Annotated in this window: 11 protein-coding genes and 1 pseudogene; 4 read left to right on the top strand and 8 right to left on the bottom strand. The window is 73.3% G+C overall.

The genetic code is table 11. The annotated features are described in order from the left end of the window. The 8 genes and pseudogenes from ACWGDE_RS27330 to rimP all read right to left on the bottom strand — a co-directional run. A pseudogene (locus ACWGDE_RS27330) lies at window positions 1-2,683 on the bottom strand (hypothetical protein); the annotation flags it as partial. A 294-nt stretch (window positions 2,684-2,977) separates the two neighbouring features. After that, the gene (truB, locus tag ACWGDE_RS27325; RefSeq protein ID WP_453391685.1) at window positions 2,978-3,886 is read right to left on the bottom strand and encodes a tRNA pseudouridine(55) synthase TruB; all 909 of its coding nucleotides are present in this window, start codon (window positions 3,884-3,886) and stop codon (window positions 2,978-2,980) included. Then, window positions 3,883-4,344, bottom strand: coding sequence for a 30S ribosome-binding factor RbfA (rbfA, locus tag ACWGDE_RS27320; protein WP_453391684.1), 462 nt, complete (start codon window positions 4,342-4,344; stop codon window positions 3,883-3,885). Before rbfA ends, truB begins: the two co-directional genes overlap by 4 nt. Before the next feature lie 27 nt (window positions 4,345-4,371). After that, window positions 4,372-4,665 (bottom strand): DUF503 domain-containing protein, encoded by a 294-nt coding sequence (locus ACWGDE_RS27315; protein ID WP_030161467.1) that lies wholly within the window; start codon window positions 4,663-4,665, stop codon window positions 4,372-4,374. A gap of 163 nt (window positions 4,666-4,828) precedes the next feature. Further along, complete coding sequence (gene infB / locus ACWGDE_RS27310; protein ID WP_453391683.1) at window positions 4,829-7,963, bottom strand: translation initiation factor IF-2; 3,135 nt, start codon at window positions 7,961-7,963, stop codon at window positions 4,829-4,831. Between the two features lie 153 nt (window positions 7,964-8,116). Next, entirely contained in the window at window positions 8,117-8,404 is a 288-nt protein-coding gene (locus ACWGDE_RS27305) for a YlxR family protein (protein WP_453391682.1), read from the bottom strand. Between the two features lie 114 nt (window positions 8,405-8,518). After that, window positions 8,519-9,565, bottom strand: a complete 1,047-nt coding sequence (gene nusA / locus ACWGDE_RS27300; protein ID WP_453391681.1) for a transcription termination factor NusA — start codon at window positions 9,563-9,565, stop codon at window positions 8,519-8,521. Window positions 9,566-9,567: 2 nt separating this feature from the next. Continuing rightward, window positions 9,568-10,065, bottom strand: a complete 498-nt coding sequence (gene rimP / locus ACWGDE_RS27295) for a ribosome maturation factor RimP (protein ID WP_453391680.1) — start codon at window positions 10,063-10,065, stop codon at window positions 9,568-9,570. Window positions 10,066-10,220: 155 nt separating this feature from the next. Here rimP and ACWGDE_RS27290 point away from each other — a divergent pair, with 155 nt between their 5' ends. The 4 genes from ACWGDE_RS27290 (at window position 10,221) to ACWGDE_RS27275 (ending at window position 13,229) form a co-directional block, all read left to right on the top strand. Further along, window positions 10,221-10,778, top strand: a complete 558-nt coding sequence (locus tag ACWGDE_RS27290) for a hypothetical protein (protein WP_453391679.1) — start codon at window positions 10,221-10,223, stop codon at window positions 10,776-10,778. Then, window positions 10,775-11,248, top strand: coding sequence for a DUF4439 domain-containing protein (locus ACWGDE_RS27285; RefSeq protein WP_453391678.1), 474 nt, complete (start codon window positions 10,775-10,777; stop codon window positions 11,246-11,248). Before ACWGDE_RS27290 ends, ACWGDE_RS27285 begins: the two co-directional genes overlap by 4 nt. 74 nt (window positions 11,249-11,322) lie before the next feature. Then, a complete protein-coding gene (locus tag ACWGDE_RS27280) occupies window positions 11,323-12,225 on the top strand; it encodes an aminoglycoside phosphotransferase family protein (RefSeq protein WP_453391677.1) in 903 nt (300 codons plus the stop codon). Window positions 12,226-12,278: 53 nt separating this feature from the next. Then, entirely contained in the window at window positions 12,279-13,229 is a 951-nt protein-coding gene (locus ACWGDE_RS27275; protein ID WP_453391676.1) for a slipin family protein, read from the top strand. Window positions 13,230-13,298 lie beyond the last annotated feature (69 nt).

Below are 13,298 nucleotides of genomic sequence, written 5' to 3'. Positions count from 1 at the left end.
GTGCGGCCGGTGCCGCGGGTGCGGCCGGTGCCGCGGATGCGGCCGGTGCCGCGGATGCCGCGGGCATCGCCGGTGCCGCGGGTGCCGCGGGCGCCGCGTAAGCGGCCTGCGTCGCGGGCATCGCGTAAGCCTCCTGCCCCGCAGACATCCCGTGCGCCGTCTGCGCCGTGAGCTCCACGTGGGCGGCGAGGGCGTGCAGGACGGGGAGGTGCGGGGTGGCGTCGGGGGCGCGGAGCAGGGTCTCGCGCAGGAGCCTCGCGGCCCACCAGAGGGTCTCGGGTCCGGTGGCTTCGCCGAGCACCGCCAGGAGCCGTGTCATGGCGGCATCGCGCTCGCCCTGCGGGAGCCTCAGCAGTGCCTCCAGTACCGGCCCGATGCGGTGGCGGGGAACGCCGGTGCCCAGGGCGTCGAGGGCGGCGGGGAGGTCCAGGTGGGCGGCTTGGAGCCAGTCGGAGAACTCCTCGTGCGCGAAGCGGTAGCCCTCGCCGGCGGGCACCAGCAGTCCTTCGGCGAGCGCGGCGGAGGCCCAGCCGGTGCGCCAGGGGAACAGCTCCTCGAAGGAGACCCGGTCCAGCTGGCCCTGCCCGGGCCCCAGACATCGCCGCGCGGCCTCGTGCGCCCGCCCGGCGACGCGCACGGCCAGCCTTCCCACCCCGGGTCCGTACACCCGGCTCCCGCCCGGGTCCGCGTCTCCGACCCCGTCGGCACCGGCATCGGGGCCGCTCCCCCGGCCTGCGCCGGCGCCCGAGCCCATGCCCGTACCGGTCCCCGGGCTCGCGCCCCCGCCCGTGCCAGAGCCCGTACCGGTTCCCGAGCTCGCGCCCGTACCGGTGCCGCTCCCCCAGCCCATGCCGACGCCCGAGCCCGTACCGGCGCCCGATCCCGTCCATGTGCCGGTACCCGAGCTCGGGTCCGTGCCCGCACCTCCGCCCATGCCAGGGCCGGCACCCATGCCGGTTCCCATGCCGGAGCCGCTCCCCCAGCTGGCACCGGCGCCCGCGCGCGGCCCGGCGTCCGAGCCCGTCCACGTACCGGCACCCGCGCTCGGGTCCGTGCCAGTACCCGTACCCCTGCCGGGGCCGGTACCCGCACCCGTGCCGTCCCCGCCCGTGCCCCGCGGCCAGGCCGCATCCGTCCCCCCGCCGAACCCGCCGGACCCGCCGGATCCGCCAGCGCCACCGGACCCACCCACCCCGCCCGCCGGGCCCGCGGGTCTGCTGGGCTGGGGGAGGGCGGCGCAGATGCGGAGGGCCACGCGGAGGCACAGGAGGTCCAGGTGGGCGGCGAAGACCTCGTCGCGCGACGGACGGCCCTCGGTGACTCCGGCCGCGCGCACCTGCGCGAGCAGCCGCAGGGTGAGCGGGTGGCGGTCGTCGGCGGGCCCGATCGCGTCGGCCGGGATGCCCAGGCGGGCCCGGGCCGAAGCGGCCTCGTCCGGGGCGAGGTCGCCGATCGGGAGCGCGGGCGGCAGCCGCCGGGCCGGCCGGGCCGGGGTGTGGAGCAGTTCGGGCGGGTAGAGCCTCCCGGCCGGCTCCCAGTGTTCGGGCCGGGCGGCGAGCACCAGACGGGTCCCGGTGGCCCGCAGCCAGGCGGCGGTGGCCGCGGTCCACGGGCCCAGGGCGTGCGCGAGCCCGGGCGGCATCTCCTCCGGCGCGTCCAGGACCACGAGCAGGGGCCGCCCGGAGCGGGCCACGAGGGAGGCCGCCGCCGAGGCGGTCGTGGCGGGTCCGGCCACTTCCAGGATGCGCGAGGCTCCGGCGAGCGCGCGGCTCGCCGCATCGGCCAGCGAGCCGTCCCCGGCCCGCAGGTCGGCGCCCCGGAGCCAGAGGGTCGGGGCCGGGCTCGGGCCGTGGGCGCGGCGTACGGCCAGGGCCGCGAGGGCGGTGGTGCGGCCGGTGCCCGGGAGGCCCACGAGGGCGAGGACGGGGCGGTCCGCGGCGGTGAAGGCGTCCAGTTCGGCGGCGATCGCGGGTCGGTCCACGCGTTCCGGTCCCAGCGCGGCGAAGGCGGCGCCGAGGGTGGTGCCGGTGAGCTGGAGGGCTCCGGCGAGGTTCAGGTCGGCGCCGTGGCCCGGCACGGTGGCGGCGTTGGTCCGCAGCAGCACGGCGAGGGGCCCGTCGGGGTCCGCGGCGGCGGCCGCGGCGAGCGGCACCGCGAAGCCTCCGGAGCGGTGCTCCGCGCGCAGAGCGGTGCCCAGGACCGCGAGCACCGCTCCGGTACCGGCGTCCAGGACGGGGCCTCCGCAGACCTCTCCGCCCAGCGTCAGCGCGTCGCGCCCGTCGGTGCCGATCGCCAGCTCCAGCGCCGCCGGCAGCACGTGGACCCCGTCCGTCGCCCGGTAGCTGACCTCGGCCCCGCCCAGGACCCGCGCCTGCCGCCAGCCCCGCGCGTCCAGCCGTACGTATGTCCCGGGAGCCACCGCCTCCCGCGCGGCGACCGGCAGCGGCCGCGCCCCGAGTCCGTCACTGCGTACGAGTGCCAGTCCGAGCTCGGGCAGGGCCGTGACGTCCGAGAGGCCCACCGGGCAGGTCCGTCCGCCCGGTCCCGGGCCGTGCAGGACCATCCGGGCCAGGCCGTCGACGGCATCGTGGCCGGTCACCACCGTCCCGCGGTCGTCGGCGACGAAGCCGCTCCCCCGCGGCCGCCCGGCGAGATCGCAGATCCTGATCAGTTCCGCCGTCACCGCACCACTCCCCGCCGCGCGCGCCCCGTATCCACGACGGTAGGCAGATGAAGATCAGCGGGAAAAGCACTCGAGACGAAAGCGCCCCCTTACGCTCCCTCCATTCACTCCGAGCGCCTGCTCGGACGGGTGAATATCGGGGTCCGGGTGGATAGAGACCTACCCGAGGGGGGTCGTGGAGCGGTGAGCAGCAGTGCGTGTGCGCTCACCGCTCCACGTCGAAGACACGTCGAAGACACGTCGAAGACGGTCCGGCCGGGACGGACCGGGGCACCCGGCCCGTCCGGCGGCGGTTCAGGCGAAGACCGCCAGGGACTTCGCCTTGCCGCCCTTGCTCTCCACGAGCCCGAGCAGCTGCCCGTCCGGCCCGTAGACCGCGATCGCCCTGCCGGTCTGGTACTCCTCCGGCATCTCGATGCGCACGCCGTTGGCCAGCAGCGAGGCCCGCCGGGCGTCGAGGTCCCAGCGCGGGAACGCCGCGGCCGCCGCGTCGCCGATCGGCATCACGGTCAGCTCCTCCTGGAGCTGGTCGAGGGTGCGCGCCCGGTCGATCTTGTACGGGCCCACCCGCGTGCGCCGCAGCGCCGTGAGGTGACCGCCGACGCCGAGGTCGGCGCCGAGGTCGCGGGCGAGCGCGCGGATGTACGTACCGCTGGAGCAGACGACGGAGACGACGAGGTCGACGACCTTGGTGCCGTCCTCGGCCTCCGCCTCGCGCATGTCGTACACCTGGAACGACGAGACGGTCACCGGCCGGGCCGGGATCTCGAAGTCCTCGCCGTCGCGGGCGCGCTTGTAGGAGCGGACGCCCTTGATCTTGATGGCGCTGACCTTGGACGGGACCTGCATGATCTCGCCGGTCAGCTTGGCGATGCCCTCGTCCACGGCCTCGCGGGTGACCCCGGCGGCGTCGGTGGACGAGGTGATCTCGCCTTCGGCGTCGTCCGTCAGGGTGTTCTGGCCCAGCCGGATGGTGCCGAGGTACTCCTTCTCCGTGAGCGCGAGGTGGCCGAGGAGCTTGGTGGCCTTCTCGACGCCCAGGACCAGCACGCCCGTCGCCATCGGGTCGAGCGTGCCGGCGTGGCCGACGCGGCGGGTCTTGGCGATCCCGCGCATCTTGGCGACCACGTCGTGCGAAGTGAAGCCGGACGGCTTGTCGACGATGACAAGGCCGTCCGGCGTCTTCCCTGCGTTGCTGCTCATTCGGAGGCTGCGTCCTCGTCGGCGTCGTCGGCGTCCTCATCGGGCTTCTTGTACGGGTCGGCGTCACCGGCGTACTTCGCGCCGGAGGACACCTCGCGCACCTGGGCGTCGGAGGTCCGCGCCTTCTCGAGGAGGTCCTCGATGGTCTTGGCGTTCTCCGGGAGGGCGTCCGCCACGAAGGTCAGGGTGGGCGTGAACTTGGTGCCCGCCGCCCGGCCGACCGCGGAGCGCAGGACGCCCTTGGCGCTCTCCAGGCCCGCTGCCGCACTGGCCCGGTCCTCGTCGTCGCCGTAGACCGTGTAGAAGACCGTGGCCTCCCGCAGATCGCCGGTGACCCGGGTGTCCGTGATCGTCACGTGCGTACCGAGGCGGGGGTCCTTGACGCCGCGCTGCAGCTTCTCGGCCACCACCTCCCGGATGAGGTCCGCCAGCTTCTTCGCCCGCGCATTGTCGGCCACTGGTCCGTCTCCTTCTTCGTCTTGCAGTCAGTCTTCATCACCGTGGAGGCGCCGTCGTACCGACAGCAGCTCCACTTCCGGACGTGCCGCGACCAGCCGCTCGCAGCGGTCCAGTACATCCGAGAGGAACCCCGTGTCCCCACTCACCAGAGCGACCCCTATACGGGCCCTTCGGTGGAGGTCCTGGTCTCCCACTTCGGCCGCGCTCACAGAGAACTTGCGCTGGAGCTCGGCGACGATGGGCCGGACGACGGAGCGTTTCTCCTTCAGCGAGTGAACGTCGCCGAGGAGCAGATCGAAGGACAGAGTCCCCACGTACATGCAGTTCCGGATATCCCGCCGGTGCGGGTTCGGTGGCCTGCCGGCCGTCGCGCGGCAGGGTCACCAGAACCGTACACGCAACGGCCGGGGCCGATCGACGGATATTCCGCCGACCGGCCCCGGTGTTACAGCTGCCTACGACACGGTGCGAACCGCCTCGCGCTTACGCGCGGGGCTTCTCGCGCATCTCGTACGTCGCGATGACGTCGTCGATCTTGATGTCGTTGAAGGAACCGAGGTTGATACCACCCTCGAAGCCCTCGCGGATCTCGGTGACGTCGTCCTTGAAGCGGCGCAGACCGGAGATGGTGAGGTTCTCGGCGATGACCTTGCCATCGCGCAGGAGCCGCGCCTTGGTGTTGCGCTTGACCTCGCCGGAGCGGATGAGAACACCCGCGATGTTGCCCAGCTTGGACGAGCGGAAGATCTCGCGGACCTCCGCCGTACCGAGCTCGACCTCTTCGTACTCCGGCTTGAGCAGACCCTTGAGGGCCGCCTCGATCTCCTCGATGGCCTGGTAGATCACCGAGTAGTAGCGGACGTCGACACCCTCGCGGTCCGCCATCTGCGCGGCACGGCCGGCCGCACGGACGTTGTAACCGATGACGATGGCGTCGGAGCCCATCGCCAGGGAGATGTCGGACTCGGTGACCGCACCCACACCGCGGTGCAGGACCCGGATGTCGACCTCTTCACCGACGTCGAGCTGGAGCAGCGAGGACTCGAGAGCCTCGACCGCACCGGACGCGTCGCCCTTGATGATGAGGTTGAGTTCCTGGACCAGACCGGCCTTGAGCACGGAGTCGAGGTCCTCGAGGGACACGCGACGGACGCGCTTGGCGAAGTTGGCGTTGCGCTCGCGCGCAGCACGCTTCTCGGCGATCTGACGGGCCGTACGGTCCTCGTCCACGACGAGGAAGTTGTCGCCGGCGCCGGGGACGTTGGTGAGACCCAGGACCAGGACGGGGGTCGACGGACCCGCTTCCTCGACGTTGTTGCCCTTGTCGTCGAGCATGGCGCGCACTCGGCCGTAGGCGTCGCCCACGACCATCGTGTCGCCGACGCGGAGGGTACCGCGCTGGACGAGGACGGTGGCGACGGCACCGCGGCCGCGGTCGAGGTGGGACTCGATCGCAATACCCTGAGCGTCCTGCTCCGGGTTGGCGCGCAGGTCGAGCGAGGCGTCGGCGGTGAGGACGACGGCCTCGAGCAGGGAGTCGATGTGCAGACCCTGCTTGGCGGAGATGTCGACGAACATCGTGTCGCCGCCGTACTCCTCGGCGACCAGACCGAACTCGGTGAGCTGACCGCGCACCTTGACCGGGTCGGCACCCTCGACGTCGATCTTGTTGACCGCGACGACGATCGGGACGCCGGCGGCCTTGGCGTGGTTGAGCGCCTCGATCGTCTGCGGCATGACGCCGTCGTTGGCCGCGACCACGAGGATCGCGATGTCGGTCGACTTCGCACCACGGGCACGCATGGCGGTGAACGCCTCGTGACCCGGGGTGTCGATGAAGGTGATCTTGCGGTCTTCGTCGTTGACCTGGGTGGTGACCTGGTACGCACCGATGTGCTGCGTGATGCCACCGGCCTCGCCCGCAACGACGTTCGTCTTGCGGATGGCGTCGAGCAGTCGGGTCTTACCGTGGTCGACGTGACCCATGACGGTCACGACCGGCGGACGCGGCATGAGGAATTCCTCGCCGCCCTCGTCCTCGCCGAACTCGATGTCGAAGCCCTCGAGGAGCTCGCGGTCCTCTTCCTCCGGGCTGACGATCTGAACGACGTAGTTCATCTCGCCGGCCAGCATTTCGAGGGTCTCGTCGGAGACGGACTGCGTGGCAGTGACCATCTCGCCGAGGTTCATCATCACGGCGACGAGCGACGCCGGGTTGGCGTTGATCTTCTCCGCGAAGTCGGTGAGGGAGGCACCGCGCGACAGGCGAACGGTCTCGCCGTGGCCGCGGGGCAGCATCACGCCGCCGACCGACGGGGCCTGCATGGCCTCGTACTCCTGGCGACGCTGGCGCTTGGACTTGCGACCGCGACGCGCCGGACCGCCGGGACGGCCGAAGGCACCCTGCGTGCCACCACGGGCACCGGGACCACCGGGACGCCCGCCGAAGCCGGGACGACCGCCGCCACCGGCACCGGCCGGACCGCCGCCGAAGCCGCCACCACCGGGACGGGGACCGCCGAAGCCGCCACCGCCGCCGGGACGCGAGCCCGGACCGGCCGGACGACCGGCGAAGCCGCCGCCCGCGGGACGACCCGCGCCACCGGCACCGCCGGGACGGGGACCACCGGCACCGGGACCACGGCCACCGGGGCCGCCACCGGGACGAGGACCGGGACCACCGGCAGCGGGACGCTGCGGCATCATGCCCGGGTTCGGACGGTTACCACCGGGAGCACCACCGGGACGCGGGGCGCCGCCCTGCGGACGGGGCATGCCGCCCGGGGTCGGACGACCAGCGCCCTGGCCCTGCGGACGCGGGGCGCCGCCGGGGCCGCCCTGCGGACGGGGAGCACCCTGGCCGCCGCCGGCGCCGGGGGCACCGGGACGGGGAGCGCCGGCCGGACGGGGCGCCTGCGGGCGCGCCATGCCGGTGGAGCCACCAGAGGTGAAGGGGTTGTTGCCCGGACGGGGACCGGCCGGACGGGCGCCCTGGGGACGCGGTGCCTGGGCGCCGGGGGCGCCGGCGGGACGCTGCGCCTGCGGCGCGGCACCGGCCGGACGCGGGGCGCCGGGACGGGCGCCGGCCTGGCCACCCTGACCCTGCGCCGGACGCTGCTGTGCCGGACGGGGGCCGGGAGCCGCGGCGGCGGGACGCTCGGTGCGCGCCGGGGCGGCCGGAGCCGCCGGAGGCGCGGAGAACTCGGTCACCACGGGAGCCGCCGGAGCGGGCTTCGGGGCGGCCGGGGCCTTCGGGCCGGGACGCGGGCCGGAGGCGGCCGGAGTCACCGGGGCGGGCGCCGCGGCGGCCGGAGCCTCTGCGACGACCGGCTTGGGGGCCGGTGCGCCGGGCTTCGGCGCAGCGGGACGTGCGGGACCCGGGGTCGGGGCCCCGGGCTTGGCGGGCGCCGCGCTACGAGGCGCGCCCGGCTTCGCGGGGGCCTTGCCGGCGCTGCCGCCGGGCCCCTGCAATGCGTCGGTCAACTTGCGTACAACCGGCGCCTCGATCGTCGAGGACGCCGAACGGACGAACTCACCGAGTTCCTGGAGCTTGGCCATGACGACCTTGCTCTCAACTCCGAACTCCTTGGCGAGTTCGTATACCCGGACCTTAGCCACTTCGCTCCTTTTAGGTCCGGGTTACGCCGGACCGTCTCTACTTCATGCTCGTACTCATCGCGTACTCATCGAGGGGTGCTCATCGCAATCTCGACCTACTTCCAACTCGCGAGGTACCTGACCGCACGGTGATCCGTGCCGTACTACGTCTTCTTACGGTGTCGCCCCGGCCTCACCGGCCACGGCATTGCGCAGTCCTGCCGTGTCGAGCGCTCCTGCGGACCTGAGGGCCCGGGAGAACGCCCGGCGGCGGACCGCCTGGTCGAGGCAGACCACGGCGGGGTGCACGTAGGCACCCCGGCCGGGCAGCGTACCGCGAGGATCAGGGACGCATTCGTCACCGATCGCCACGATGCGCAGCAGATCGCTCTTGGCCGCTCGCTCCCGACACCCCACACAGGTGCGTTCGGGGCATGCGCGGGCTTGCGTCCGGCCAGACACGCTTAAGTCTACCTCCCCGTACCGACCTCACCCCTTCGGGCGAAAAATCGAACGGACGTTGTCGTGATCCCTTGGTTCCTGTGTACCGTCCGGTCAGCCCGGGCGGTACCGGATTTATTCCCCGCGACGGTCGTCGCGCCGGTCGTCCCGGCGCTCGCCCCGGTCGCGGTCGTCCTCGTCCGAGGGCTGCTCGGTGTCGGGACGGATGTCGATCCGCCAGCCGGTGAGGCGCGCGGCGAGGCGGGCGTTCTGGCCCTCCTTGCCGATCGCCAGCGACAGCTGGTAGTCGGGCACGGTCACCCGCGCGGAGCGGGTGTCCCAGTCGACGACCTCGACCTTGCTCACCCGGGCGGGTGACAGGGCGTTCGCGACCATCTCCGCCGGGTCGTCCGACCAGTCGACGATGTCGATCTTCTCGCCGTGCAGCTCGGCCATCACGTTGCGCACGCGGCTGCCCATCGGGCCGATGCAGGCGCCCTTCGGGTTGAGGCCGGAGCGGGTGGAGCGGACGGCGATCTTGGTGCGGTGACCGGCCTCACGGGCGATCGCGCAGATCTCGACGCTTCCGTCGGCGATCTCCGGGACCTCCAGCGCGAACAGCTTCTTCACCAGGTTCGGGTGGGTGCGCGACAGGGTCACGGACGGACCGCGCACACCCTTCGCCACCCGCACGACGTACGCCTTCAGGCGCAGTCCGTGCGTGTACTCCTCGCCGGGGACCTGCTCCTGCACCGGCAGGATGGCCTCGAGCTTGCCGATGTCGACGAGGACGTTCTTGGGGTCCTTGCCCTGCTGGACGACGCCGGTGATGACGTCGCCCTCGCGGCCGGCGAACTCGCCGAAGGTCAGGTCGTCCTCGGCGTCGCGAAGACGCTGAAGGATCACCTGCTTGGCGGTCGTCGCGGCGATGCGGCCGAAGTCCGACGGGGTGTCGTCGAACTCCTTGGCCTCCTGACCCTCTTCCAGGTCCCTCGGGTCCTCGGTCGCCCACACGATCACGTGACCGTTGGTGCGGTCGAGCACGACGCGTGCGCGCCGGAAGCTTCCCTCGGTGCGGTGGTACGCGATGAGGAGGGCCGACTCGATGGCCTCGACGAGGAGGTCGAAGGAGATCTCCTTCTCCCGGACCAGACCCCGCAGGGCACTCATGTCGATGTCCACGGCTACGCCTCCTCTTCCTTCTTGTCCTTGCGGTTGAACTCGATCTCGACACGCGCCTTGGCGATGTCGGTGAATGCGATGCGCCGGGCGGTCGCCTTGCGGCCCTTCACGCCCGGGACTTCGAGGTCCATGCCCTCGTCGTCCACTTCGAGAATGCGGGCGATCAGTTCCCCGCCGTCCGAGGTCTGGAACTTCACGAGACGGCCGGTCGCCCGGATGTAGTGACGGTGCTCGGTCAGCGGGCGGTCCGCGCCCGGCGAGCTCACCTCGAGGACGTACTCGTCCTCACCCATCGCGTCGGTCTCGTCCAGCAGGTCCGAGACCTCGCGGCTCAGCTCGGCACACGCGTCCAGCTCCACGCCTTCGTCGGAGTCCACGATGATGCGCAGCATCCGGCGCTTGCCGGCCTTGGACATCTCGATCTCCTCGAGGTCCAGGCCCTTGGCGGCGACGAGCGGCTCCAGCAATCCGCGCAGCCTGTCGCTCTGGGTGGTGCTCATCCGGGTGACTCCTCGGCCGCGTGTGCTGTTGTGGTTTCCGTCGTGTGTCAGGTCAAAGGGTATCCGGTCGCGGAGGGTGTTGCCGTCCGTCCTGTGGACAGGGCCCCGGGTACCGTGATCACACCCTGCCCCGCCAGCACCCAAAGGACGTCTCCGTGCCCTCGACCCTGCCGTCGCGAAGAAGCCTGCTCGCCGGTGCCGCGGGCATCGCCGGTGCCGCGCTGCTCAGCGGTTGCTCCGACGGGGAATCACCCGGCGCGGAGCCCGAGATTCCACTCGAACGGCGGATGCGCGACAGCGCCGTACGTGACAGTGAGCGACTGCTGGAACGTTACGACGCCACGGCCGCCGCGCATCCGGCCCTGGCCCAGGGACTGGCTCCGCTGCGGGCCTCGGTCGCGGCGCACGCGGCGGCCCTGGCCGAGGACCGGCGCCCCGCTCCCTCCCGGTCCGCCAAGCCCTCCGCGTCCGCATCCGCCACCGCGTCCGCCGCTGCGTCCGCCGCCGCTCCCGGCACCGGTGCCGAGCCGGTGCCGCCGAAGCCCGCCGAGGCGCTGACCGCCCTGTCCGACGCCGAGCGGAGCCTGGCCGAGGCGCGGACGATCTCGCTGGCCGGCGCCCCCGGGGAGCTGGCCCGGATGCTGGCCTCGCTGGCCGCCTGCGGCCACGTACACGCCTACCTGCTGCCCTCGACCCCGGGAGCCTCCTCGTGACCACCGCACCCTCCCCCGCCGGCTCCTCCTCCGCCGGCCGGGTCCTGGAGGCCGCGCAGGCCGCTCTCGCCGCCGAGCACGCCGCCGCGTACGGCTACGGCGTCATCGGCGCCCGGACCGCGGGCGCCGCCCGCGCCGGGGAGGCCCGCGAGGCCTGGGCCGGCCACCTCGCCCGCCGCGACGCGCTGGCCCGCACCGTGCGCGAGCTGGGCGGTTCCCCCCGTCCCGCGGAGGCCGCGTACACGCTGCCGTTCACGGTGCGCACGCCCGCCGACGCCGAGCGGCTGGCCGCGGTGATCGAGGACCGGGTGGCCGGCGCGTACTCCGATCTGGTGCGTGCCGCGGAGGGCACGCTGCGCCGCGAGGCGGCCGACGCGCTGAGCGCCGCCGCCGTGCGCGCGGCGCGCTGGCGTGGTGTCGGCGTAGCCTTCCCTGGGCTCACGGAACGCGCGTCCGCGGCGCAGAACTAGTGCGGAACCCGTGCGGAACCAGCGCGCAAGCATGCGCGACGAGCCCGCGCACAGCTGAAAGGGACCACTCACGCATGGCTTTCGAACCGCCGCAGCGGCTCGTACGGGCGCTCGGCGAGCTGCCGGAAACGGCACGGATCGCGGACTGGCTGGGGCAGCTGCCCGGGCTGACGGAGACCGCGCTGGCCCGGCGCGCAGTAGAGGCCCAGCGGGTGCAGGCCCCCGGCGGCCGCAGCAGCCTGGTCGTCCTCGTCCGGTACGCCGACGGCACCCCGGCCGCGCTGAAGCTGGCCCCGCCGGTGCTGCGGCCCGACCGTGAGATGGCCGCGCTGGCCCACTGGGGCGGCTTCGGGGCCGTACGGATCCTCGACACGCGCCACCACGACGAGGACGGGGCGCTGCTGCTGGAGCGGCTGCACGCCGAGGTCTCGCTGCGCTCGCTGCCGGAGGCGAAGGCCCTGCTGGAGGCCTGCGGCACGCTGCGCAGGCTGTGGGTGGCCCCGCCGCCCGGGCACGACTGGGAGACGGTGGCCGAGCGCACGTCCGCGCAGGCCGAGGCGTTGCGCAAGGCTCCCCCGGAGGCGGCGGAGCTGGCCTCGGCGGCGCTCGCGGCCCGCGAGGAGCTGATCGCCGTACAGGCCGAGGAACTGCTGCTGCACGGGAACTTCCGGCAGGGCAAGGTCCTGGCCGGCGAGCGGGCGCCCTGGCTGGCGGTGGGCCCGGATCCGATGGTCGGCGAGCGGGCGTACGACCTGGCACGGCTGGTACGGGACCGCCTGGAGGACCAGGTGGCCTCCTCGGCGGGGGCCGCGGGCGCCCGGCGCCGGGTGAACAAGCTGGCCGACGCGCTGGAGGTGGACCGGGACCGGCTGCGGGGCTGGACGCTGTTCCGCGCGGTCGAATCGGGCAACCGGGCGCTGGCCGCGGGGCGGCGGCGGGACGCGGAGCAGTTGTTGGAGTTCGCGGGCTGGTTGTAGGGCATAACCCCATCAGAGGGATGCGGGGGAGATGTGCCCTGCAGGAGGCCGTCATGGTCCAGGAACTGCTGACAGCCGCGATCGCCGCGGGCGTGGGAGTCACGGCCTTCATGGGCGCCGCCGCACGGGTGGTCAAACAGTACGAGCGCGGCGTCGTCTTCCGCTTCGGCCGGCTCCGGGAAGGCATTCGCGGCCCCGGCTTCACGCTGGTCGTCCCGGGTGTGGACCGGCTGCGGAAGGTGAACCTGCAGATCGTGACGATGCCGGTGCCGGCCCAGGAGGGCATCACCCGGGACAACGTCACGGTGCGCGTGGACGCGGTGGTCTACTTCAAGGTCGTGGACGCGGCGAGCGCGATCATCGCGGTGGAGGACTACCGCTTCGCGGTCTCCCAGATGGCCCAGACCTCGCTGCGGTCGATCATCGGCAAGTCCGACCTGGACGATCTGCTGTCCAACCGGGAGATGCTCAACCAGGGCCTGGAGCTGATGATCGACAGCCCGGCGGTGGGGTGGGGGGTCCAGATCGACCGGGTCGAGATCAAGGACGTGTCCCTGCCGGAGACGATGAAGCGGTCGATGGCCCGGCAGGCCGAGGCCGATCGCGAGCGGCGGGCGCGGGTCATCAACGCGGACGCGGAGCTCCAGGCTTCGCACAAGCTGGCCGAGGCGGCGGCGGTGATGTCGGATCAGCCGGCGGCGTTGCAGTTGCGCCTGCTCCAGACGGTCGTGGCCGTCGCGGCGGAGAAGAACTCGACGCTGGTCCTGCCGTTCCCGGTGGAGCTCCTCCGCTTCCTGGAACGCGCGGCCCCGGCCCAGCCCGCGCCCACCGCCCCGGGGTCGTCCCCCGCGGCAACGCCTCCGGCCGCCGTCGACGCACCGGACGAAGCCTTGGCCGCGGCCGTCGACGCGTCGGGCGAGGCCCCGGCCCCCGAGGCGGTCACCGGCCCGGTCGTCGGTCCTGCCCTGGACGGGCCGGTGCCGCCTGACGAGCTGCCGGGGTAGCCGCTGCGCGGGGCTTCTCCCCCACCCCGCCCCTTCCCGAAACCGTGGCTCCGCCCCGGACCCCGTACG

The organism is Streptomyces sp. NPDC054956, from assembly GCF_053609185.1.
The sequence above is the reverse complement of the archived record's forward strand: the minus strand, read 5'-3'. Positions and strand labels throughout refer to the sequence as shown.

Bases quoted from the DNA above. Each gene is read 5' to 3' on its own strand.
- ACWGDE_RS27280 (WP_453391677.1), top strand. From the start codon at position 11,323: ATGGCTTTCGAACCGCCGCAGCGGCTCGTACGGGCGCTCGGCGAGCTG.
- ACWGDE_RS27315 (WP_030161467.1), bottom strand. From the start codon at position 4,665: ATGTACGTGGGGACTCTGTCCTTCGATCTGCTCCTCGGCGACGTTCAC.
- rimP (WP_453391680.1), bottom strand. From the start codon at position 10,065: ATGAGCACCACCCAGAGCGACAGGCTGCGCGGATTGCTGGAGCCGCTC.
- ACWGDE_RS27275 (WP_453391676.1), top strand. From the start codon at position 12,279: ATGGTCCAGGAACTGCTGACAGCCGCGATCGCCGCGGGCGTGGGAGTC.
- truB (WP_453391685.1), bottom strand. From the start codon at position 3,886: ATGAGCAGCAACGCAGGGAAGACGCCGGACGGCCTTGTCATCGTCGAC.